The sequence below is a fragment of the Rhodococcus sp. 14-2483-1-1 genome (genome assembly GCF_002259335.1).
In the GTDB taxonomy this organism is placed as follows: domain Bacteria; phylum Actinomycetota; class Actinomycetes; order Mycobacteriales; family Mycobacteriaceae; genus Rhodococcoides.
In genome coordinates this window covers 69,769-91,265 of sequence record NZ_NPFX01000014.1, presented here as the reverse complement: position 1 = coordinate 91,265, position 21,497 = coordinate 69,769, and the positions used below count along the sequence as shown (strand labels likewise).

At 63.6% G+C, this 21,497-nt stretch carries 22 protein-coding genes and 1 pseudogene; 16 read left to right on the top strand and 7 right to left on the bottom strand.

Going from position 1 to position 21,497, the window contains the following annotated elements; genetic code table 11:
* Positions 1 to 9 precede the first annotated feature (9 nt).
* The 6 genes and pseudogenes from CH294_RS11700 to CH294_RS11680 all read left to right on the top strand — a co-directional run bounded on the left by CH294_RS11700 (position 10) and on the right by CH294_RS11680 (position 4,160).
* The gene (locus tag CH294_RS11700) at positions 10 to 1,254 is read left to right on the top strand and encodes an acyl-CoA dehydrogenase family protein (RefSeq protein WP_094738036.1); all 1,245 of its coding nucleotides are present in this window, start codon (positions 10 to 12) and stop codon (positions 1,252 to 1,254) included.
* A gap of 29 nt (positions 1,255 to 1,283) precedes the next feature.
* On the top strand, positions 1,284 to 2,021 hold the full coding sequence (locus tag CH294_RS11695; protein ID WP_032368676.1) for an SDR family NAD(P)-dependent oxidoreductase: 738 nt from the start codon (positions 1,284 to 1,286) through the stop codon (positions 2,019 to 2,021).
* Positions 2,022 to 2,140: 119 nt separating this feature from the next.
* Positions 2,141 to 3,043, top strand: a complete 903-nt coding sequence (locus CH294_RS11690) for a ketoacyl-ACP synthase III family protein (RefSeq protein ID WP_170944696.1) — start codon at positions 2,141 to 2,143, stop codon at positions 3,041 to 3,043.
* Between the two features lie 189 nt (positions 3,044 to 3,232).
* Positions 3,233 to 3,412, top strand: a pseudogene (locus CH294_RS27825) (dihydrolipoyl dehydrogenase); the annotation flags it as partial.
* Positions 3,413 to 3,465: 53 nt separating this feature from the next.
* Entirely contained in the window at positions 3,466 to 3,870 is a 405-nt protein-coding gene (locus CH294_RS11685) for a VOC family protein (RefSeq protein WP_094738034.1), read from the top strand.
* On the top strand, positions 3,867 to 4,160 hold the full coding sequence (locus tag CH294_RS11680) for a helix-turn-helix domain-containing protein (RefSeq protein ID WP_094738033.1): 294 nt from the start codon (positions 3,867 to 3,869) through the stop codon (positions 4,158 to 4,160). Before CH294_RS11685 ends, CH294_RS11680 begins: the two co-directional genes overlap by 4 nt.
* 497 nt (positions 4,161 to 4,657) lie before the next feature.
* On the opposite strand, the gene CH294_RS11670 is transcribed toward CH294_RS11680, so the two are convergent.
* Positions 4,658 to 5,545, bottom strand: coding sequence for a LysR family transcriptional regulator (locus CH294_RS11670; RefSeq protein ID WP_094738032.1), 888 nt, complete (start codon positions 5,543 to 5,545; stop codon positions 4,658 to 4,660).
* A gap of 242 nt (positions 5,546 to 5,787) precedes the next feature.
* Here CH294_RS11670 and CH294_RS11665 point away from each other — a divergent pair, with 242 nt between their 5' ends.
* From CH294_RS11665 to CH294_RS11645, 5 genes are all read left to right on the top strand, one after another.
* Complete coding sequence (locus CH294_RS11665) at positions 5,788 to 7,218, top strand: sulfatase-like hydrolase/transferase (protein WP_094738031.1); 1,431 nt, start codon at positions 5,788 to 5,790, stop codon at positions 7,216 to 7,218.
* Positions 7,219 to 7,297: 79 nt separating this feature from the next.
* Positions 7,298 to 8,614, top strand: coding sequence for an MFS transporter (locus CH294_RS11660; RefSeq protein WP_094738380.1), 1,317 nt, complete (start codon positions 7,298 to 7,300; stop codon positions 8,612 to 8,614).
* A complete protein-coding gene (locus CH294_RS11655) occupies positions 8,611 to 9,588 on the top strand; it encodes a formylglycine-generating enzyme family protein (RefSeq protein ID WP_094738030.1) in 978 nt (325 codons plus the stop codon). Before CH294_RS11660 ends, CH294_RS11655 begins: the two co-directional genes overlap by 4 nt.
* The gene (locus CH294_RS11650; RefSeq protein WP_094738029.1) at positions 9,585 to 9,953 is read left to right on the top strand and encodes a DUF202 domain-containing protein; all 369 of its coding nucleotides are present in this window, start codon (positions 9,585 to 9,587) and stop codon (positions 9,951 to 9,953) included. Before CH294_RS11655 ends, CH294_RS11650 begins: the two co-directional genes overlap by 4 nt.
* Positions 9,950 to 10,288 (top strand): DUF202 domain-containing protein, encoded by a 339-nt coding sequence (locus CH294_RS11645; RefSeq protein ID WP_094738028.1) that lies wholly within the window; start codon positions 9,950 to 9,952, stop codon positions 10,286 to 10,288. Before CH294_RS11650 ends, CH294_RS11645 begins: the two co-directional genes overlap by 4 nt.
* Positions 10,289 to 10,299: 11 nt before the next feature.
* Here CH294_RS11645 and CH294_RS11640 read toward each other — a convergent pair whose 3' ends face one another.
* Positions 10,300 to 11,601 (bottom strand): MFS transporter, encoded by a 1,302-nt coding sequence (locus CH294_RS11640; protein WP_037154805.1) that lies wholly within the window; start codon positions 11,599 to 11,601, stop codon positions 10,300 to 10,302.
* A 295-nt stretch (positions 11,602 to 11,896) separates the two neighbouring features.
* Here CH294_RS11640 and CH294_RS11635 point away from each other — a divergent pair, with 295 nt between their 5' ends.
* The gene (locus tag CH294_RS11635) at positions 11,897 to 13,306 is read left to right on the top strand and encodes an FAD-linked oxidase C-terminal domain-containing protein (RefSeq protein WP_094738379.1); all 1,410 of its coding nucleotides are present in this window, start codon (positions 11,897 to 11,899) and stop codon (positions 13,304 to 13,306) included.
* Here CH294_RS11635 and CH294_RS11630 read toward each other — a convergent pair.
* The 5 genes from CH294_RS11630 to CH294_RS11610 all read right to left on the bottom strand — a co-directional run bounded on the left by CH294_RS11630 (position 13,290) and on the right by CH294_RS11610 (position 17,850).
* Positions 13,290 to 14,399: a helix-turn-helix domain-containing protein gene (locus CH294_RS11630; protein WP_094738027.1), complete on the bottom strand. Its 1,110-nt coding sequence runs from the start codon at positions 14,397 to 14,399 to the stop codon at positions 13,290 to 13,292. The genes CH294_RS11635 and CH294_RS11630 overlap by 17 nt on opposite strands.
* 29 nt (positions 14,400 to 14,428) lie before the next feature.
* Entirely contained in the window at positions 14,429 to 14,797 is a 369-nt protein-coding gene (gene paaI, locus CH294_RS11625; protein WP_170944730.1) for a hydroxyphenylacetyl-CoA thioesterase PaaI, read from the bottom strand.
* A 23-nt stretch (positions 14,798 to 14,820) separates the two neighbouring features.
* The gene (locus CH294_RS11620) at positions 14,821 to 15,138 is read right to left on the bottom strand and encodes an EthD family reductase (protein WP_037154811.1); all 318 of its coding nucleotides are present in this window, start codon (positions 15,136 to 15,138) and stop codon (positions 14,821 to 14,823) included.
* Positions 15,135 to 17,162 carry a phenylacetic acid degradation bifunctional protein PaaZ gene (gene paaZ / locus CH294_RS11615; RefSeq protein WP_094738026.1) on the bottom strand — a complete coding sequence of 676 codons (2,028 nt, stop codon included), beginning with the start codon at positions 17,160 to 17,162 and terminating at the stop codon, positions 15,135 to 15,137. Before paaZ ends, CH294_RS11620 begins: the two co-directional genes overlap by 4 nt.
* Before the next feature lie 76 nt (positions 17,163 to 17,238).
* On the bottom strand, positions 17,239 to 17,850 hold the full coding sequence (locus CH294_RS11610; protein WP_032380646.1) for a TetR/AcrR family transcriptional regulator: 612 nt from the start codon (positions 17,848 to 17,850) through the stop codon (positions 17,239 to 17,241).
* 111 nt (positions 17,851 to 17,961) lie between these two features.
* Between CH294_RS11610 and CH294_RS11605 the strand changes: the two genes are divergently transcribed.
* From CH294_RS11605 to CH294_RS11590, 4 genes are read left to right on the top strand one after another with little or no spacing between them, the layout of a single operon-like run.
* Positions 17,962 to 19,161 (top strand): thiolase family protein, encoded by a 1,200-nt coding sequence (locus CH294_RS11605; RefSeq protein ID WP_094738025.1) that lies wholly within the window; start codon positions 17,962 to 17,964, stop codon positions 19,159 to 19,161.
* Positions 19,158 to 19,880, top strand: coding sequence for an enoyl-CoA hydratase/isomerase family protein (locus CH294_RS11600; protein ID WP_094738024.1), 723 nt, complete (start codon positions 19,158 to 19,160; stop codon positions 19,878 to 19,880). Before CH294_RS11605 ends, CH294_RS11600 begins: the two co-directional genes overlap by 4 nt.
* Entirely contained in the window at positions 19,877 to 20,728 is an 852-nt protein-coding gene (locus CH294_RS11595) for a 3-hydroxyacyl-CoA dehydrogenase family protein (RefSeq protein ID WP_094738023.1), read from the top strand. The genes CH294_RS11600 and CH294_RS11595 overlap by 4 nt, the downstream gene beginning before the upstream one ends.
* Entirely contained in the window at positions 20,725 to 21,495 is a 771-nt protein-coding gene (locus CH294_RS11590) for an enoyl-CoA hydratase-related protein (RefSeq protein WP_094738022.1), read from the top strand. The genes CH294_RS11595 and CH294_RS11590 overlap by 4 nt, the downstream gene beginning before the upstream one ends.
* Positions 21,496 to 21,497 lie beyond the last annotated feature (2 nt).

The following is a 21,497-nucleotide window of genomic DNA, read 5'->3' as shown; positions in this document are numbered from 1 at the left end:
TCGAAAATCATGGATTTCACACCCACCCCCGAAATGATTCATTGGCGTGACGTAGCGAGAGATTTCGCGACCGAGGTCATCAGACCCGTTGCGGCGGAACTCGATGCACAACCCGACCCGGAGGCCGCATGGTCGTGGGCCATCGTCGAAGAAGCCGATGCCCGTGGCCTTCGACAGGCTCCCCTACCACCGGAGTTCGGCGGCTCGTCCACCGACTATGTCACCAACACAGTCATTCTCGAAGAGATTGCCGCGGCAGACCTGGGCAGCGCCGTCGTGCTGGCGCAACACTGGAAGTTCGGACAGATGTTGCACGAACTGGGCACAACGGACCAGCACGCGCGCTACCTGGCTCGTAACGCTGCCAACCCCAGAGGCCTGTTCGCGGCATCGTTCACCGAACCAAACGCTGCATCGGACAATCTGCTGCCGTACCGAGCTCCGGGCGCGGGGATGCAGACCTTCGCGCAGAAGGTCGACGGAGGACACGTCATCAACGGGTTCAAGCACTACATCTCCAATGCCAACCGATCGGACACCATTCTGTGTTTCGCGCGAACCGATCGCGAAGGGCCCATCACGGAGTCGGTGACAGCATTCGTCGTCCCCGCCGACTCACCGGGACTGCGAATCGGGAAAGTGCACGACAAGAGCGGGGAGAGAATCGCGAACAACTCCGAGATCTTCTACGAGGGTGTGTTCGTTCCCGACGGGGCGACGCTTGGCGAGCCTGGCCTTGCCCTGCAGAGCGTGGGTCGGCTTCTGCGCGCCAGCAATTCGTACGCGGCTGCGTGTGCACTCGGCATCGCCCGTGAATGTTTCGACCGCACACTCGATTGGTGTCGACACCGAGTGCAGGGTGGCAAGCCCATTGTCGAACATCAAGCTGTCGGGTCTTACCTCGCCGACATGTACGTCAACGTCGACCTCACCCGCAACTACATCTGGCGAGCGGCGTGGCAGGCACGATCGCCCGAGACATTCGACCCCATCCTCGCCATCACGCCCAAGCTCGTTGCCTCCGAGCGAGTCTTCGAGTCCGCACGCAAGGCGATGGAGTTGTGGGGCGGTGCGGGCGTGATGCGCGAGAACGGAATCGAGAAGCTTCTGCGCGACGCCTCCATCTGGCTGCACTCGGATGGGACCAACATCATCATGCGTGAACGCCTGGCCAACGTTCTTCGGGCGGGCGGCCGGAATTCCGCAGCCTGGGATCGGGTGCAGGAGAACGCGCCGATGGTCGGCATCATTTGATTTCCGAGACCGAGCAGACGGGAAGGCACATGGACCTGCGCGACAAGGTGGCAGTGGTCACCGGGGGAACCAGCGGTTTGGGAGCGAGCATCGCCGAGTCGCTACTCATCGCCGGAGCACATGTCACGTGCGCCGCACGCCGCGAGCACCACTTCACTTCCATCGCACAGCTGAGCCCCGCCCGGGCCCGCTACGCGCCGGTCGACATCCTCGACCGGCACTCGATCGACGACTTGTTCGCTGGAGTCGTAGCTGAGTTCGGACGGGTGGACATCGTCGTCGCCAATGCCGGCATCACCAATGACGGACTCATCGAGACAATAGATCCGGACGATTGGCGAGCCGTGATCGACACCAATGTGACCGGAACATTCAACTGCATTCAATCGGCCCTACCGCATCTGCCGAACGGCACCGGACGCATCATTATCGTCTCCTCTGCTCTTTCCACCCGACCCTCGGTGGGGGCGAGTGCGTACTGCGTCTCCAAGGCTGCGCTCGACATGTTGACGAAGGTATGCGCCGAAGAGACCGCAGAGCGCGGGATCACCGTCAATGCGGTGGCCCCGGGATTCATCGATACCGGGATGGGACAGCGCTTGACGTCGAACGACATCGCCTGGGACGAGGTCAGCCCGCGCTTGCTCTCGAACAGAAAGGGAGCGGGACACGAAATCGGTGACAGCGTCCGATTCCTTGCATCCCACCGCGGGAACTACATCAACGGTCACGTACTCGAGGTAAACGGGGGTTTGCGATGGTCCTGACAGAAGTCCAGCCGAAAGCATCTACATCGCAACAGAATCCGAGGATCCTAGGAGCATCTTGTGTGATCCCGGACGGAAGAATGGTGATCGATCCAAGCCGGACAGCCTCTGTTGCAACGGTGTCCGGACCAGAATTGGCCGCCCAAGCCGCAGCCGCCGTCATCGAATCAGCAGGGGTCGACCCCGAAGACATCTCCCTGGTGTTGCATGCCTGGAGTCATTACCAAGGTCACGACTTCTGGTCGCCAGCTCACTACGTCGCCCACTGTGTCGGGGCGCTGTCTGCGATGCCCATCGGCATCAATCAAATGTGCAATGGTGCTGCTGCAGCAATCGAACTCGCGCACGACCGATTCGGAAGACAACACCGGTCCGGCGGAGGCGGGCTCTGCCTCATCACCACAGGCGACTCGTTCAAGTCGCCCGGTTTCGATCGGCAGGCCAGCGATTACGGCAGCGTCTACGGAGACGGAGGCACGGCGCTACTCCTCGGCCCCGGTGCTGTCCGAACGACTGGAGGACTGTACGTCCGGGCAGTGGCAAGTGATGCCGCGCCCGAACTGGAGGTGATGAACCGCGGCTCGGATCCGTTTGCGCCGGCCGCACGGTGGTACCGCGGAACAGTCGATGTGCGCGATGCCAAGAAGCGACACCTTCGCACAGCTGAACCGGGTACCTACGCAGACCGAGAATGTCGTGCCATCGACACAGTGGTGCAGCGCGTTCTCCAGGAGATCGGAATCGACGGCAGCAACAGTCGAATCCGTGCTGTCTTCACACCCAGACTCAACAGCGACATCCTCGAATCGACGTACCGCCCGCTTTTACAACAGTGGTTTCGTGCACCCGTGGTGGATTACGGCGCACAGACTGGGCACCTAGGGGCCGGCGACATCATTTGCAATCTGGCGGACGCGATCGGCGATGGAACCATCGACGATGTGGATGGGTTATATCTCTTCCTGAGTGCGGGTGCCGGGTTCACATGGAGTGCAATCGTCATCGAAAAAATTCCTGACTGAAGCAGTCTTTCGACAGCAACCACAGCGCTCCAACGGCAAGCGAAGCATCGACATTCGTACCGGAATCGAGTTCGAGAGTGTCCGCGAATTTTCCAACGCAGTTTCGGTGTCCATGTCATCCTGGGACACCCTCGCGGCCGATGCTGTACTCGATTCGTAAACACAGACGACCATCCGCTCACCGCGGACGGTGGCTATGCCGTCGGCGAAGTCGCGGACGAAGTGATCGGCGAAGCGAAACTCGCGGTCGCGTGGGAAGCACTGCCGTCGGATGTCGGAAGTATCGTGTGCGCTCACCCCGTGCAGAGCGAAGCACTGGGCGAGGCCATGATGGCGCCGTCGGGGAGGCCACTGCACACGCACAGCTGAGGTCGCGGGACTCAACCCTTGACGCCGCACTTGCATTTTGCAAGCATCAGGGCATGAGCCTGTTCATCACCTGTCCCGTCGAGAACGTCGAGCGCGCAACCGCCTTCTACACAGCCCTCGGCTGGACGCTCAACGCCGAGATGTCCGACCACAACGTGTCGTGCTTCGCTATCACTCCGGGGCAGTACGTCATGCTCGGCAGCCGCGAGATGTACGCGAGCGTGGGCGGCACAGAGGAGCTCATCGGCGGACCCGACACACGGTCGAAAGTCACTGTCTCGTTCGACCTCGGCAGCCGCGAGGCAGTCGACGAGCTCATCGAGCGTGCCGGCGCTGCAGGTGGACGGATCGGAGACACCGATGACTACGCCTTCATGTACCAACGTCAGTTCGACGACGTCGACGGCTACCACTACTCACCGTTCTGGATGAAGGTGGACACCGATACGGCCGAATGAGCGACCTCGCTTCCGCCCTCGACATCGTCGGCGCTCGGTGGGCACTTCTCATCGTCGAGCGGCTACTCGAGGAGCCGCAACGGTACGGCGATCTGCAGCGCGACCTCGGAGTGCCGACGAACATGCTCGCTACCCGGCTACGCGAACTCGAAGCGGCGGGGGTGTTGACTCGTCTCCCCCTTCGGCACAACACTCGGGCCTACGCGCTGACCGACCGCGGACTCGCTTTGCGCGGAGCAATCGTCGCCCTCGAGCAATGGGGCAGAGATGCTGCGCCACAGGTTCGTTGAGTCCTGGAGAGCGCGAACACCGTATGGGCCACGTACACGACGGGTCGGACGTTCAGATCCTCGTCCCTGCGGTTACTGATTTGCGAGGTCGAAATGAAGGAGGTTACGGCCAGGATCATCAGGTAGATCGAGATCGAGATGCCGGTTCCCTTGAACAGTGCATCGGAGATCGCCGGAACGAAAGCACCACCGAGCACCGTGCCGATCGCGTAGCCGATGGACACACCACTGAATCGGACTGCAGCAGGGAGCATCTCGGCGTACCGAGCCGGCTGCGGACCGTTAGACAGTCCGAGTCCGACGGCGAACAGTCCGAGGGCAACATGGATCCAGTGCAACTCACCGGTGTCGACGAGCCACGCAGAACGAGGCACTCGGTGAGACGACGATGGTGCTCTCGGGACGACCGTTGCACGCGCACAGCTGACCACGACGACAACCGTCTCCGCCCCCAGAACCGCACTGGTTCCGGGGATTCGTTGCACCGCGGTTCAGCTTCAGTTCTCCTCGGGGACCGCGCGCCCGGTCCCCACCACCACGTCCACGGCTCGAAGGAACGCCTCGATGGTGGGGGCCGGTTTTCCTTCACGACGCAGGAGTCTGATCGGACGGGTCAACGAGGGTTCGATCGTGTGAAGAACACACGCCCCGTTGTCCATCGGTGTCCACCACAGCGCATATCCCGCACCGGTGGTCACCAACGGCACGATGCTGTCGGAGGAGCTCAATTCGACAGCAATGCTCGGTCGAAGCCCCACAAGGCCCAACTGCGTCTCGAGCCACCTTCTCGACGTCGAACTGTGCATGGTGATCAGGTCCATCGACACCAGATCTCGCAGCGCTATCGGAGCTTCCTGTTGTGGTGTACCGGGCGGGAGCAGGGCCTTGAGCTCCTGAGTCCCTACTTCGACGCCGTCGATACCTGCGTTGACCGTCGACTCGACTGTCAGTCCGACATCGTGACTGCCATCGGCTACACCGTCCGCGATCGCCTGGCTGTCGATGTCGGAGTCAACAGAAACCTGCACCGCTGGATACAAGCGTCTGAATTCGGCGAGTACTTTTGTCAGCCAACCGAACCCGATAGCCGGTACGGTCGCTATCGATATCCGGCCGCCGCTCAGACCCAGGACGTCTTGCACACTGTCGGCCGCGAGATCGAAATCGCGAAGGACACGCCGCGCCGGTCCGATCAACGACGCTCCGGCCTGGGTGAGCAGGAAGCGGCCCGGACCGCGCTCGAAGAGCTGGCCCCCGAGCTCCTTCTCCAACGATCGCAGCGCCGCGGAGATCGTCGGTTGAGCAACGTGTAGGCGCGTGGCTGCTCTGGTTACACCGCCGTATTCGACGATTGCCAGGAAGTACTCGAGTTGACGACGCTCCACTCCTGCAGCCTTTCATGAAAGCAGGCGACGGATCCTGAGAATTGCAACTTCGAGAAGTATTGCGCGCCAATGTGTGTGCCGCCATTCACAGCACTTGTCCGGCCGGGACCCGGATAGGCGAGAGCTATTGAACCGATCAACACAAACAGTTCGACTCTATCGAAGGCTCTTTGTAACGTAGACCACACCAACGACCGAATGGTCGGCGGATCAATGGATCCGGTGAACAGCGAGGTTTTTCCATGTCAGCCAATTTCCTGATCCTGATGTCGGATCAACACACGCCTGCCGTGTACGGCGCGTACGGCAATCGCCTTGCCAGGACACCCAACCTGGATCGCTTCGCCGGCGGAGGGACGACTTTCGATGCTGCGTATTGCAATTCACCTATCTGCGTGCCGTCGCGAGCCGCAATGGCAACTGGTCGGTACGTCCACACCACCGGCAACTACGACAACGCGTCTCCGTACCTCGGATCGGAGGCAGCCAGCTGGGGACACAGAGCCGAGTCCGCAGGCATCACCGCAACCACGATCGGTAAGTTGCACTACCGGGCCGTCGAGGACGAGACGGGTTTCTCCGACCAACGGGTGCCCCTGCATGTCCGGGACGGCGTCGGAGACCTGTTCCACGCACTGAGGGATCGACAACCACCTGCGTACCAGTTGCGTGAGGCTGTTCTCGATGTCCGCGCGGAGGAGTCGAGTTACAGCGCGTTCGACCGTTCCGTGGCGGAAGAGGCATCGAAATTTCTGCACGACAAGGCCGCTGACGACACACCCTGGCTGTGCAAAGTGTCGTTCGTGACTCCGCACTATCCGTTCGTGGTCCCCGAGGAATACCTCGATCTGTACGACCCGGACTCCCTTCCCACTCCGGTGAGGAACTCGCCAGAAATGTGGAACGGACATCCGGCGGTGGACATCTACCGGACTGCCTGCGGACTCGACGAACCCCTCTCCGAAGCTCAGACCCGCGAGGCGGTCCGGGCCTACTACGGCCTGGTGACTTTCATGGACGCTCAGGTGGGCATTGTGCTCGACGCGCTTCGCGACAGCGGGCAGTGGGAGGACACCGTTGTCCTCTATCTCTCCGACCACGGTGAGCTGCTCGGAACCGATGGATTGTGGTTCAAAGGAACCATGGGAGAAATGTCCGTCCGCGTCCCGATGGTACTGTCCGGACCCGGTATCGCTGCGGGAGTGTGTTCGACACCGGTCACCCTCGTCGACGTGTTTCCCACCGTCGTCGACGTCATGAACCTGCCCGAGCACGACGCCGACCGAACTCTGCCCGGTCGATCCCTGGTCGAGATCGCCGCGCTACCGGCGGACACAGACCGAGTCGCGTTCTCGGAATACCATTCCGCGAACTCACATTCCGGCCTGTTCATGATTCGACAGGGCAGGTGGAAGTACATTCACTGCGTCGGCTTTCCCGAACAGCTCTTCGACCTCGAGTCGGACCCGACGGAGTCACACGACCTAGCGAGCGATCCCGACCACGCCGCCGTACTCGAGCATTGCCGAAAAGCCCTGTCGGACATCTGCGATCCAGAGCGGGTGGACGACGAAGTCCGCCGAGCCCAGGATCTCCGCGTCGCCGAGTACGGCGGCGTCGGAAAGGTCCTGGAGAAGCCCCTCATGGCGTACTCACCGACCAGCGGTTCCTGAGCCGCTTCACCTATCGAAACACCCTTCTACCAAAGGTAGTGACATGTCCGTCGTCGACAAACCGACACACTCTCTTCGCATGGTCCGCAAAGCCGCCTCCGGGAGTGCGGTGGGTAACGCCATCGAAGCTTACGATTTTCAGATATACGGCGTCGCTTCGGCGCTGGTGTTCAGCCAAGTGTTCTTCTCCAACGTCCCGACCTCGGTCGGCATCATCCTTTCGTTCGCATCGCTTGCCGTGGGGTTTCTCGCACGCCCTTTCGGTGCGATCATCTTCGGGCACTTCGGCGACAGGATGGGACGTAAGAAGCTGCTCATCATCTCTCTGCTGGGTGCAGGCGGATGCACCACCGTGATGGGCTTGCTACCCACTCATGCGCAGGTCGGCGTCCTCGCACCGATCCTGCTCACCTTCTTGCGCCTGCTTCAGGGCATCTTCCACGGCGGAGAGCAGGGCGGCGCAGTACTGATGGCAGTCGAGCACGCGCCCGCACACCGTCGCGGCTGGTACGGCAGTTGGGCATTTCTGGGTAACCCCGGCGGCACCCTCCTGGCAGCCGGAGTCATGTCCATCACCATTGCCGCGACCGGCGACAGCTTCCTCGATTGGGGGTGGCGCATCCCCTTCCTGATCTCCTTCGTGCTGCTGGGCGTCGGCCTTGTCATCCGGGCCACCGTCTCGGAGAGCCCGGAATTCGAGAAGGCAGGCGGTACCGCTCACGCCGTGAAGGCACCGTTGAAAGAGGTCTTGAAGAATTCCTGGCGACTCGTGCTCTCGGCCATCGGCGTCAACCTCGGCTTCAATGCATTCATCTGGGTTCTACTGTCGTACAGCCTGGCCTACGGCACCGAGTATCTAGGACTCACCCGAGAAATCATGTTGCGGGGCACCCTTATCGGGGCAGTGGCCATGATGATGTCCATGCTGTTCTTCGCACGACTTTCCGACAGCCTCGGTCGAATGACAGTGATGATCGGCGGCGCACTGTTCATTGCTTGCTACCCGTTCGCCCTGTTCGCCTTCATGGACACTGCCGACCCCACGTGGGTGCTGACCGGAATGATCATCGGTTTCATCGGAGCTTCCGCCCTTTTCGGTCCACTTGCGGCGTTCCTGGTCGAGCTGTTCCCGACCAAGGTTGCCTACAGCGGCGTATCACTCGGATACGCGGTGGGCGCAGTCCTCGGCGGCGGCTTCGCTCCCTTCGTCGCAAGTCTCTTGATGCAGGCCACCGACGGAAACTCCTGGAGCGTCTCGCTCTACCTGACGATCGGAGGCATCATCACTCTCACTTCGTTGCTCTACCTGCGACAGACGTCCGCGTCCTCCCGGCGACTCGAGCAGGGGTCACCGATGGCGGCTCCGGCAGCAAGCAAGGTAAGCCACGGGGCATGACCAGATCTTCCGAATCGACCCCATGTTGCGCCTCCGGGCGCAGCATGGGGTCCTCGTCCCCAGTCGAAGTGACGGCGTCGACCGAGTTGCCGGCACGCGAGGACGTTCACCTGTCGGCGTCGACCTTCCACATGGGTGATGCCTGGGATGAGGGATATTCGGCCGACGGTGAACGGCCTGTGCATCCGGTCACCTTGTCGGCCTACCGAATCGATTCGACCGCCGTCACAAATCTCGAATACGCCTCGTTCGTCGCAGCCACGGGCTACCGCACCGAGTCCGAGCGTTTCGGGTCATCCGCGGTGTTCCATCTCTTGGCTCGGGCAGAGAGCTCCGACGTTCTCGGTCGAATGCCGGGCGCTCCATGGTGGCTCGATGTGAGAGGAGCCGACTGGGCGCACCCGGCGGGTCCGAAGTCCAACTGGGAGAACGTTCCCGACCATCCGGCCGTACATCTGTCGTGGGCCGATGCCGAGGCGTATTGCACGTGGGCCGGTCGACGCCTCCCCACCGAAGCAGAATGGGAGCACGCCGCCCGCGGCGGGCTCAGCGGTGCCAGGTTCTGCTGGGGCGACGAACTTTTCGACGCCGAGGGAGCACTTCGGTGCAACATCTGGCGTGGTTCCTTTCCGAACCAGCACGACGACGGCCTGGAGTTCTCCGGCACCAAGGCCGTGAAGTCTTTCGCTCCCAACGGATTCGGCCTGTACGAGATGAGCGGGAACGTCTGGGAATGGTGCCACGACTGGTACCTGCCCAAGTACTATTGCTCCTCGCCGACGCACGACCCTCAGGGTCCCAAGGTCGGTCGTGGTCGCGTGATGCGCGGCGGCTCCTACCTCTGCCACGACTCGTACTGCAACCGCTACCGAGTCGCCGCCCGCAGCGCCGCACCTGCCGACTCCGCCAGTGGAAACTGCGGCTTCCGCACCGTGGCTCTCGACGCCGCAGACTTCGAGCCGGCGCAACGATGACCGACCCGATCAAGCGCTTCCCCCGCACCCTGTACACCGTGGGCACCGAGCCCGATCCTCGATTCTCGTTCGCGAACGAGCGGACTTTTCTCGCGTGGATTCGGACTTCCCTGGCACTACTGGCCGGAGGAATCGCACTCGAAGCGCTGCCTCTGGACATCGACGACGTCCTCACCGCTACCATCGCAGCAGCCCTGATCATGACTGGAATCCTGTCGTCGGTACACGCATGGTGGTCCTGGTACCGCTCGGAAAAAGCGATGAGGACCGGGCAGCCGCTGCCCGCCGCGACGGGTACCGCTCCTCTCGCCGCGTGTCTCACGCTCGTCGGAATCGCCATCGGCGTGGCGGTACTGAGTCGATGAACGCCAGTCGTGTCCACTTCGACCCCGGCCTCCAACCGGAACGCACCTCGTTGGCCTGGCGCAGGACCGTCTTGTCGATCGTCGCCGGCTCACTTGTCTCGATGCGACTTCTGCACGAGTCACTGAGCCTGTCAACGCTTCTCGCGTCGATACCTCTCGCCGTGGCAGCTGGCTGCTCGCTCCACCTCGTCCACCGCCGACATACAGCGGTGACACTGGCACTCACCGACGACGAACACGGCAGCTACCAACCGGACGGCCGCCTGCACGCGGCTGTTTCCGCGCTGACAGTCCTACTGGGGATGGTCGCTGCCGTGTACGTGTTGACCCGATGAGCAGGCTCGACTCAGACGTTCAAATCCTCGTCCCGACGGTTCTTGATGCGAGAGGTAGCCACGAAGGAAATGGCGGCCAGGATCATTAGGTAGATCGAGATCGACATCGAGGTACCGGTTCCCTTGAACAGTGCCTCGGAGATCGTGGGAACGAAGGCTCCACCGAGCACCGTGCCGATGGCGTATCCGATGGATGCGCCGCTGAATCGGACTGCTGCGGGGAACATCTCGGCGTACAGAGCCGGCTGCGGACCGTACGACAGCCCGAGTCCGACGGCGAAGAGACCGAGGGCCACGTAGATCCAGTGCAACTCACCGGTGTCGACGAGCAGGAAGAACGGGATGGCGCACAGCACCATTGCCGCGTTTCCGAGGTTCATGATGGTGGTCCGGGCGTAGCGATCGGACAGATACGCGCCGAGGAGGGTGAAAATTCCCCACACGATGGCCGCGAACAGGCTGGCCACCAACACATCCACGCGAGCAAGTCCGTGTTCACGCGTCGAGTACGCCACGATGAATCCACCGACGATGATGTAGCCGTTGCCGTTGGTGCCGATGAACGACAGCGCAGCCAGCATGACCTGCTTCTTGTTGGTACGCCACAGTGCGCGAACTGGAGTGTGGTTGCGCTCCTTGCGTTCTGCGAGCTCCTTGAACACCGGAGTCTCCTCGACGCGGCGTCGGATGTAGAAGCCCACGAGGATCAGCACGAAGCTGATGAGGAACGGAATGCGCCAGCCCCAGGCCTCGAACTGCTCTTCGCTGAGCAAGCCGGTGCACAGTGCCAACGTTCCCACCGCAATGAGCATGCCGAGCGGAACACCCATCTGGGTTGCTGCGCCGTAGATTCCACGCTTGCCCTTCGGGGCGTGCTCGACGGCCATCAGCGCTGCGCCGCCCCACTCGCCGCCGGTGGAGAACCCCTGCAGAATGCGCAGCACTATCAGAATGATCGGAGCCCAGATGCCGATGGTCGCGTAGGTCGGCAGCAGTCCCATACCGACCGTGGCAGCACCCATCAGGGTGAGGGTCGCGATGAGGACCTTCTTGCGACCGATCTTGTCGCCGAAGTAGCCGGCGACGATGGCCCCGAGAGGACGGAAGACGAAGCTGATACCGATGGTCACGTAGGCGACCAGCTGTCCGGACGAGCCCATGGGCGCAAAGAACAGTTGGGCGAAGATGAGCGACGCCGCCTGCGCGTAGATGAAGAAGTCGTACCACTCGACGGTGGTACCGACCATGCTGGCCATGGCGGCGCGGCGATGCTCACGCGACACCCCGGTGGGCGTCTCGACCTGAGTTGACATCGACTTGTCTCGTTTCGTTCGGGCTCCGGCGCTCGGGCATCGAGCGGCCGTTCGGAGTGGGGCGGGGCGGGTTGCGATGGGTGAAGGACGGCGATTAGGTGCAAGCGCAGAATCGGATAAAACTCACCGTCCATTCGGTCGGTAATTACTGTGACCGGCGCCACCGTAGTTTGTCAAGGTGGTCGCGTACATAACAAGGCGATGGACGCACTTCGTCGGAAACTACCGATCGGGGCCTGTCGCTTCGTCCGAAACGACGCAGACGTCCACAGTGACGCCGGTCATACTCGAACTCATGGCCGCACCCACGTCGACTCTCGTTCACCACTCTCACGTCATCGACGAACTGATGCGCGCCCTCGGTGCCGACGCGGTGGTGACCGACCCGGACATTCTCGCCGGTTACCGGCACGACGCCGCAGCGTTGTGCGAATCGACCCTGCCACTGGTGGCGGTATTGCCGACCACGGAATCGGACGTGCAGGCCATCATGAGCATCGCGTCGGCACACCGCATTCCCGTTGTGCCACAGGGAGCATTGACCGGCCTGGCTGGAGCCGCGAACGCCAGCGTGGGAGCCATCGCCCTCAATACCCGACGCATGAACAAGATCGTCGAGTTGGACGTCGTCAACCGCACCGCCGTCGTGCAACCAGGTGTCACCAACAAAGAGTTGAAAGATGCCGCCTTGCAGCAGGGACTGACGTACCTCCCTGATCCATCCAGCTGGGAGGCCTCGACGATCGGCGGCAACATCGCCACCAACGCCGGCGGCCTGTGCTGCGTGAAATACGGCGTCACAGCACGATTCGTCCGTGGGCTGCGCGTCGTACTCGCCGACGGCCGCGCGACGTTCGTCGGTCGACGCACCGTCAAAGGTGTTGCAGGCCTCTCTCTGGCCGAACTGTTCGTCGGCTCCGAGGGAACGCTCGGCATCATCACCGAGGCAACCGTCGGCCTCGATTTCCCCAGCGCCGTACCACTCACGATGGCTGCGACTTTCCCCTCCACTGTCGCTGCAGGAGAAGCAGTGTCGAGGATTCGTGCGGCAGGTATCACCCCGAGCCTGTTCGAGCTGTTGGACCGCACCACTATCGCCGCGATCGACGCCTACGCCCGGATGGACTTCGGCACCGACGCAGCCGCAGTGCTGATCGCCCAATCCGACATCGGCGCAGGCGCTGTGGAGGAGCTCGAGGCTATCGCCGCACTGTGCACCGCAGCCGGTGCGACCGATGTGGCCGTTGCCGAGGACGAGGTCGAATCGGAGCAGCTCGTGCAGGCCCGTCGACTGGCGTACCCGGCACTCGAGCGTCTCGGCTCGCCGTTGGTCGACGATGTGTCCGTTCCCATTTCACAACTCGCCACGATGATCGACGAGGTGGGTCGGGTCGCAGACCGGCTGGGTATCGTCATCGGAGTCGTCGGCCACGCCGGTGACGGGAACATCCATCCGACGGTCATCGTCGACCCCCTCGACCCCTCATCATTGACGAAGGCGCACAGCGCGTTCGACGAGATTGCGGCATTCGCCCTCTCACTCGGTGGAACCATCACCGGCGAGCACGGGGTGGGACTGCTCAAGCGGGACCTTCTCGAGACCGAACTCGACTCGGTTGCAGCGGAACTGCAGCGCGGCATCAAAGAATTGCTCGACCCGCACTACCTGCTCAACCCCGGGAAGGTCCTCACCGCCCGGCCCTGAGCCGTAGCGACATCCAGACCAGCAACCGGGTGTCCGCGTCGTCGAGATCGAGACCGAACAACTCCTTGGTACGCCGGAGTCGGTAGCGGAAGGTGTTGGGGTGCAGGTACAGCGATGCAGCTGCGGCGGCAACGTTGGACTCGTGCGCCAACAACGCCAGCACCGTCGCGGCGTACTCGGTACCTTCCGAAGCATCGCAGGAAAGCATCCGTTCGACGGCAGGCAACGCCAACGACACCTCCGACAGAGCTGCCCCTGCCCTGCGCAGCGTGGCTTGGACTCGGACGTCCTCGAACATGATGGTCGGAGAACCGTCCTCGCAGGCGTCGAGCGCCCACTGCGCATGCACCCGAGCAGTCATCGGGCGTTCGTCCGGCCCACCGAGCGCGAACGTCACCGGAATTCCGAGGGCAGATACAGCCCTGCGTCGAACATGCTCGAATTCGTCTACGGTGATTGGGATTTCGGAACGCATCACGAGGAACGCAGCGCCGTCGATCACGACAGCACCCGAGTCGAGCTGTTGCCCGAAGGTCAGGTCGAGCATCCCCCGCAGTCGCGACGCGGTGGCTTCCGGCCTGTCCGACTGCACCCGGGTCGCCAGCACCGTGTACAGCTGCCCCTCGGGTGTGACGGCTGCTGGATCGGTCAGTAGTGTACGTGCCCTAGGTTTTTCGACACCCACAGCCTGCGGTCGCTGACTCAGCAACGGTATTGCTTCGGCTGCTGCCCGTAGCAGTGCAGCCATCGCGGCCGGCTCGGGCCGCGATACCGCCGCGGTGGGGACAATGCACCAGATCGAACCGAGATATTCGCCGCCACTGGTTACCGGCACGGCCAGGCGAGGTAGCACCCCGGCTACGGCGACGATCCGCACAGTGGAACTGCGCCGGAACTCCTCGTCGGTATGGTGCGCCATGTACTCGGCCGGAACCTGCTTGCCGAGAATCCCGTCGCGCCGCACGTCGTCGATCGGTTGCCCGGGCAGCGACGAGTAGGCCACGACGTAGCCGGCCGGGTCCATCACCGATACCGCGCCGCCCACAGCAGCCGCCGTGGCGTCGGCCAAGGCAGACAGATCGGCAGTGGTCATCGACTCACCGTACTTCCGAGCAGATCCGACTACCTGGCCACGGTGCGACTGTCACCTCGGAATTCGGCGACCAGCTCGTCTCGACACGTCACCGACACGTCGTAGAGGCCGTTCCGGCCGAACCGGGCACGTTCGACGGCATCTGCAACCAGCACGTCCCCGGCCTTCGTCGGACGGAGGTATCGGATGTCGCAACGTGCCGCGACGGCCGAATCGTCGTGCGAATTACAAGCCATTGCAAACGTTGTGTCCGCCAGCAGGAAGACGTAGCCGCCGTGGGTGATGGCATAGCCGTTGACCATGTCCTCGGTCACGACCATCGACATCCTCGCGTGGCCGGGTGACAGCTCGATCAATTCGATGCCGAGCTTGCGGGACGCGGCGTCGACCTCGAACATCTCTCGCGCGATCATCGAATCCGTCACGGCTGCAACACCGACTGCTCGTTCTGGGTGAACATCGTGACGCCACCGGTTGCGAAGTTGCGCAAGTCCTTGCCCGCGGTCTTCATCTCGGGCGAGGCCAATCCTGCCTTCAGCGATGTCTCGTCCGCGAAGTACAGGCTGGCGATCGCGTAGTACGGCGGCGGTGAATCGTCGAGCGAGTCGAGCGTGCCCCAGGTGAAATCGACCAAACCGGGGACAGCCCGCGCGAGGGGCATGTGCACGTCGGCGTAGTGACGATCGAATGCGGCAGTGTCCTCGGGCATCCCGTAACAGACGGCTACTCGTACGCTCATGATGCGGCCTCGGGCTTCGCGACCAGGGTCAGCACGTCGTAGGTCGCGACGGGGTCACCGTCCTGGTTGACAACCACTGCATCCCAACGCACCTCGCCGTAATCGGCACTCTGACGCGGTGTGATGAGCTTGGCCGTCAACGTGACCGTCAACGAATCCTCGGCCTTGACCGGCGTCAGGAAGCGAAGGCTGTCGACGCCGAAGTTGGCCAGGACGGGGCCCGGTGCCGGGTCGACGAACAGCCCGGCGGCGAGCGAGACCACCAGGTAGCCGTGCGCGACGATGCCGCCGAACAGCGGATTGGCCGCTGCCGCTTCAGGATCGGTATGAGCGTAGAACGTATCCCCGGTGAACTCGGCGAAGTGATCGATGTCCGCACGGGTGACCTGCCGTGGTCCACCGATGATGGTGTCGCCCAGTTTCAGCTCGCCGAGGTTCTTACGGAACGGGTGGACGTCGCCGGTCGTCTGCTTCGACCCGGCGACCCACTTGTTGCCGATGGCCGTCAGGACATCCGGTGTTCCCTGAATTGCAGTGCGCTGCATGTGGTGCAGGACGCCGCGCATACCGCCGAGTTCTTCACCGCCGCCTGCTCGGCCCGGCCCGCCGTGCACCAGTACCGGCAGGGGCGACCCGTGGCCGGTCGATTCTTTCGCGTCCTCGGCGTTCAGCACCAGGATGCGGCCGTGGTACGGGGCACTGCCCAGAACGATCTCGCGCGCGACGGTCGAGTCCTTGGTCACGAGAGATGCAACCAGAGAGCCCTTTCCGCGGGCTACGAGATCGAGCAGGTCTGCGGTGCCGTCGTAGCCGATGACGGTCGATACCGGCCCGAACGCCTCGATCTCGTGCGGTTCGGGCGCGGCCTTGTCGCCGGCCTTCAGCAGCACCGGTGCCATGAACGCGCCTGCTCGCTGATCCACCGCGTCGGGATCGCCGAAGACCACCGATGCGGACTTGGTCAGTCCACGAATGGATTTGAGGACTTCGTCTCGCTGATCGATGCTGGCGAGGGCACCCATGGTGACCCCCTCGTCGGCCGGATCACCGACGACGACCTTCTCCAGCTTGGTCTTCAGTGCCTCGATGACGAGCTCGACCGAGTCCTGCGGAACCAGCACCCGGCGAATGGCTGTGCACTTCTGCCCGGCCTTGGACGTCATCTCGGTGAAGACACCCTTGACGAAGAGATCGAACTCTGGATCGTCCTGTGCCACATCGGATGCCAGTATCGAAGCATTGAGGGAATCCGCCTCGGCCGTGAAGTGCAGTCCTTCGCCCACGACGTTGGGATGAGAACGCAGGGTCGCAGCGGTATCGGCGGATCCGGTGAAGGCCACCGAGTCCTGGCCGCCGAGGTGGTCGAGCACACCGCGGGCACTGCCGCACAGCAACTGCACCGAACCCTCGGGCAGCAACCCTGACTCGATGATCCGGCGGAACACCAGCTCGGTGAGGTACGCAGTTTGGCTGGCAGGCTTGACGATCGACGGCACGCCCGCGATGAACGCGGGGGCCAGCTTCTCGAGGAAGCCCCAGACTGGGAAATTGAACGCATTGATCTGGACGGCGACGCCGCGCCTCGAGGTGTAGATGTGCTGACCGAGGAAGGTGCCCTTCTTACCGAGCTGCTCGATCGCGCCATCGAGATAGACCGTCTCGTTAGGGAGTTCGCGTCGGGCCTTGCTCGCGTAGCTCAGCACGGTTCCGAATCCGCCGTCGATGTCGACGCCGGAATCGCGGGTGGTGGCTCCGGTGTGCCGGGAGAGTTGGTAGAACTCCTCCTTGCCTGCCATCAGCGTCAGGCCCAGTTGCTTGAGCAGGGCTGCACGCTCGTGGAACGTCAGGGCTGCGAGCGCGGGCCCTCCGACGGTACGGGCGTAGTCGATCATGCCCGCAACATCGAGTCCACTGGATGACACCCGGGCGATCTCGCTGCCGTCGACGGCGCTCAGCAGCGGCGCGCCCTCATCGGTTGCGGAATACCACGTGCCCTGGGCATAGCTTTCCAGAAGTCTGCTCACAACGCCTCCATCTCACCGTACGTTCGGTCGGTAATTACCATCGCCGTCGAACGCCGAGATGTCAAGACTTGTCGCCCTACGTGCGGCGCAGGCCGTCGAAGGTCAGGGCCACGACAGCGTCGGCCAATTCCTCGACCGATCCGCCGGTGCGCGGGCGGTACCACTCGATGAGCGAGTTGACCGTGCCGAACACGAGCTTGGACGCCAGTGCCGGATCCACCCCTGGACGCAGGTCGCCCTCCTCGGCGGCGGCCACCACGAGCCCGGTGACGAAAGAATCGAACTCGCGTCGACGGGCGAGGGCCCGGCGCTCGACGTCGGTGTTGCCACGGACTCGCAGCAGCAGCGTCACGTAGGGCAGCTCCGCACACAGGATGTCCACGCTGCGACGCACCAGGTATTCGAGGCGGTCGATGTATCGCCCGGTCGTGGCGCGATCCTCGGTCGTCACGGCGAACAGCGCATTGAGAGCCCGCGACAACGCGAGTTCGAGCAACTCGGACTTGCCGGACACATGGTGATAGATCGAGGACTTGGTGATGCCGAGCCGCTTCGCCAGAACTTCCATGCTGGTGCCGTCGTATCCACGGTCGTTGAAGACCTTGACCGCCACTGCCAAGAGCGAGTCCAGGTCGTATCCCGGCCGCCCTGGCTGTCCGGTCTTGCGCGGCGCGCGTGCGGTTGTCATTGCCACATCTTCTCAGTCGGCGCCCGATTCCACAGCACCGTGGGCAGCAAACCTTGCCAAACGACCGAATGTTCGGTTATTAATGACGCAACCGTACGGAGGAGATTTCAAGTGGGCGAAGTATTTCTCGTGGCCGGCGCACGCACGCCGCACGGACGCTACGGCGGAGCACTGGCGTCGGTGCGCCCCGACGATCTGGCCGGGCTGGTCGTCGCCGAGGCGGTCCGGCGCGCGGGTGTGCCCGTCGACCGGATCGACGAGGTGATTCTGGGCGCCGCGAACCAGGCAGGCGAGGACAATCGAGACGTAGCGAGAATGGCGGTTCTGCTCGCAGGTCTTCCGCACACGGTGCCGGGATATACCGTCAACCGCCTGTGCGCGAGCGGACTGACTGCGGTTGCGAATGCCGCCAGCACCATTCGCAGCGGTGAGGCCGACATCATCGTCGCCGGTGGCGTCGAGTCCATGACCCGCGCGCCGTGGGTCATGGCCAAGCCGGGAACCGCGTGGGCCAAGCCCGGAGAAATCTTCGACACCTCCCTCGGCTGGCGATTCACCAATCCGACCTTCGCCTCCCACGACGCAGGAACCGATCACAAGATCACCCTGTCGATGGGCGAAACCGCCGAAGAAGTGGCGCTCAGCGAGGGCATCACCCGCGAGGAGTCCGACGCCTTCGCGTTCCGCAGTCAGCAGCGTGCCGTCGCCGCCCAGGACGCCGGACGCTTCGCCGACGAGATCGTGCCCGTCACGACCAAGAGCAGCGAGGTCACCGAGGACGAGACGCCGCGACGCGGAACCACACTCGAGAAGCTCGGCACGCTGAAGACCGTGTTCCGCAAGAACGGCATCGTCACCGCCGGAACGTCCTCACCGTTCACCGACGGTGCGTCGGCGCTGGTCGTCGCATCCGAGGAGGCCGTGAACAAGTACGGCCTCGAGGTGCGCGGACGCATCGTCACCAGCGCGAGTGCCGGTATCGCGCCGCACATCATGGGGCTCGGGCCGGTGCCCTCCACACAGAAGGCGCTCACCCGCGCAGGATGGTCGGTCGAGGACCTCGGTGCCGTCGAACTCAACGAGGCCTTCGCGGCACAGTCCCTCGGCGTCATCCGCCAGCTGAAGCTCGACGAGAACATCGTCAATGCCGACGGCGGTGCCATCGCCCTCGGACACCCTCTCGGCTCGTCGGGTGCTCGAATTCTGTTGACGCTGTTGGGCCGGATGGAACGTGAGAAAGCGTCCCGCGGACTCGCGACGCTCTGCGTCGGCGTCGGGCAAGGCGCGTCGATGTTGATCGAGGCACCGTGAACACGCTCGTCGTCGAGGAGCTGACGGACCGCGTTGTCGTCACTCTGAGTCGCGAGAAGCAACGCAACGCAATTGATTCCGAGATGATCGGCGAGTTGCACGAGGTGTGCGCGCTCGTGGAGCAGGATCCGAGAATCGTCATCCTGACCGGCGCGGGCGAGCACTTCGCCGGGGGTGCCGACATCAATCAGCTGCGGGCCCGCACCCGCGACGACGCATTGCGCGGCATCAACCGAAACCTGTTCGACCGCATCGCCGCACTGCCCCTGCCGACGATCGCAGCAGTGCGCGGTTACGCGCTCGGCGGTGGAGCAGAGTTGTCCTACGCCTGCGACATCCGCATCGCGTCGCCGACGGCCGTGTTCGGCAATCCCGAACCGGACCTGGGCATCATGGCTGCCGCCGGGGCCAGCTACCGGTTACCGACACTGGTGGGAGTGTCCGTCGCGAAGCAGGTTCTCCTCGGTGGCCGGACGCTCGACGCCGAGGTGGCACTCCGCTCCGGCCTGGTGCTGGACGTCGTCGACGAGCCCTTGGCCGCAGCGCATTCCCTCGCGGATCGCATCGCCAAGCAAGCACCGTTGGCACTGAAGCTGACCAAGAAGATTCTCGATGCGCCCGGTTCGCACCCGTGGGCCGACGACATCGCGCAGGCCGTGCTGTTCGAGACCGAAGACAAACAACGCCGGATGACGGCATTTCTGGAGAAGAAGAAATGACAGTTCCCTCTAACGTGGCCGTCGTCGGTGGTGGACGCATGGGCGCCGGTATTGCCCAGGTGTTCGCGGCTCTCGGCTCGAACGTCGTCATCGCCGAAGCCGCCGACCAGCAGGCCGCCCTCGGACGAGTCTCCACCGGACTCGACCGGGCGCACGAGCGCGGCAAACTCAGCGAGGATCCCGCTGCGATTCTCGCCCGGGTCTCCACCGTCGCCGGGCCCGCGGATCTTCCGGCCGACCTCGACCTGATTGTCGAAGCCGTTCCCGAGATCCCGTCACTCAAGGTCGAGGTGCTTGCTCTCGTCGACAAGATCGCCGGGCCTCAGACCGTCATCGCGTCGAACACGAGCTCGATCTCCATCGCCGAACTCGGCGCAGCACTGGGTGATCCGAGCCGCTTCATCGGGATGCACTTCTTCAACCCGGTTCCGGCGTCGACTCTCGTCGAGATCGTGCGCGCGCCTGCCACCTCCGCGGACGTGGTGGAGCGAGTACAGCAGTGGGTGTCGCTCCTGGGCAAGACCGAAGTGCTCGTCAACGACTCCCCCGGCTTTGCGACGTCACGGCTCGGCGTCTGTCTCGGACTCGAAGCCATTCGGATGCTGGAGGAGGGCGTCGCCGACGCCGAATCCATCGATCGCGCCATGGAACTCGGCTACAAGCACCCGATGGGTCCGCTACGGTCGACCGACCTCGTCGGGTTGGACGTCCGGCTCGCGATCGCAGAACACCTGGCGTCGACCCTCGGCGACAGGTTCACTCCCCCGCAGTTGTTGCGAGACATGGTTGCTCGCGGCGACATCGGACGCAAGTCCGGTCGCGGCTTTCACGATTGGACGAACGCATGACGGTACGGTTCGACATCAAAGACGGCCTGGCGACCATCACCCTCGCGCGCCCCGAGGCACACAACGCCCTCGACGTCGCGACGAAGCTCGCGTTGGCGGAGGCCGTTCAGAACGCCACCGCACCCGAGGTGCGTGCCGTGTTGATCACCGCCGAGGGCAAGAACTTCTGCGTCGGCCAGGATCTGGGTGAGCACGTCACCGCGCTCGAGGCCGATCCGGCCACGGCGATGGATACCGTCGGTGAGCACTACAACCCGGTCATCCGAGGGTTCGCTGCGCTCGAGGTGCCGATCGTCGTCGCCATCCCCGGCGCATGCGTCGGCGCAGGTCTCGGGATCGCACTGGCCGGAGACATCCGAGTGGCCGGCACCAAGTCGTCGTTCGCGACGGCATTCACCGGCATCGCCCTGGCCAGTGACTCTGGATTGAGCTACACGTTGGTCCAGGCACTGGGATCGAGCCGGGCCGCGGGTCTGATGCTGCTCGGCGACAAGGTCACCGCCGCACAGGCCCTCGACTGGGGCCTTGTGCATCGCGTCGTCGACGATGCGGATGTTCTCGAGACAGCGCGCACACTGGCCGCGTCACTCGCAGCCGGACCGACCCAGGCCTACAAACAGGTCAAGGCACTGATCGCTCGATCCGGACTGTCCGACGCACTGGACCGCGAGGCGCAGGCGCAGACCGCCCTGGGCCAGACGCAGGACCACAAAGCGGCTGTCGACGCGTTCCTTGTCAAGAAGAGAGCCTCCTTCGTCGGCATGTGAGC

Bases quoted from the DNA above. Each gene is read 5' to 3' on its own strand.
- CH294_RS11630 (WP_094738027.1), bottom strand. From the start codon at position 14,399: ATGACCACTGCCGATCTGTCTGCCTTGGCCGACGCCACGGCGGCTGCT.
- CH294_RS11595 (WP_094738023.1), top strand. From the start codon at position 19,877: ATGACAGTTCCCTCTAACGTGGCCGTCGTCGGTGGTGGACGCATGGGC.
- CH294_RS11700 (WP_094738036.1), top strand. From the start codon at position 10: ATGGATTTCACACCCACCCCCGAAATGATTCATTGGCGTGACGTAGCG.
- CH294_RS11660 (WP_094738380.1), top strand. From the start codon at position 7,298: ATGGTCCGCAAAGCCGCCTCCGGGAGTGCGGTGGGTAACGCCATCGAA.
- CH294_RS11650 (WP_094738029.1), top strand. From the start codon at position 9,585: ATGACCGACCCGATCAAGCGCTTCCCCCGCACCCTGTACACCGTGGGC.
- CH294_RS11695 (WP_032368676.1), top strand. From the start codon at position 1,284: ATGGACCTGCGCGACAAGGTGGCAGTGGTCACCGGGGGAACCAGCGGT.
- CH294_RS11680 (WP_094738033.1), top strand. From the start codon at position 3,867: ATGAGCGACCTCGCTTCCGCCCTCGACATCGTCGGCGCTCGGTGGGCA.
- CH294_RS11665 (WP_094738031.1), top strand. From the start codon at position 5,788: ATGTCAGCCAATTTCCTGATCCTGATGTCGGATCAACACACGCCTGCC.
- CH294_RS11640 (WP_037154805.1), bottom strand. From the start codon at position 11,601: ATGTCAACTCAGGTCGAGACGCCCACCGGGGTGTCGCGTGAGCATCGC.
- paaI (WP_170944730.1), bottom strand. From the start codon at position 14,797: ATGTTCGAGGTCGACGCCGCGTCCCGCAAGCTCGGCATCGAATTGATC.
- CH294_RS11635 (WP_094738379.1), top strand. From the start codon at position 11,897: ATGGCCGCACCCACGTCGACTCTCGTTCACCACTCTCACGTCATCGAC.
- CH294_RS11590 (WP_094738022.1), top strand. From the start codon at position 20,725: ATGACGGTACGGTTCGACATCAAAGACGGCCTGGCGACCATCACCCTC.
- CH294_RS11620 (WP_037154811.1), bottom strand. From the start codon at position 15,138: ATGAGCGTACGAGTAGCCGTCTGTTACGGGATGCCCGAGGACACTGCC.
- CH294_RS11645 (WP_094738028.1), top strand. From the start codon at position 9,950: ATGAACGCCAGTCGTGTCCACTTCGACCCCGGCCTCCAACCGGAACGC.
- CH294_RS11610 (WP_032380646.1), bottom strand. From the start codon at position 17,850: ATGACAACCGCACGCGCGCCGCGCAAGACCGGACAGCCAGGGCGGCCG.
- CH294_RS11655 (WP_094738030.1), top strand. From the start codon at position 8,611: ATGACCAGATCTTCCGAATCGACCCCATGTTGCGCCTCCGGGCGCAGC.
- CH294_RS11685 (WP_094738034.1), top strand. From the start codon at position 3,466: ATGAGCCTGTTCATCACCTGTCCCGTCGAGAACGTCGAGCGCGCAACC.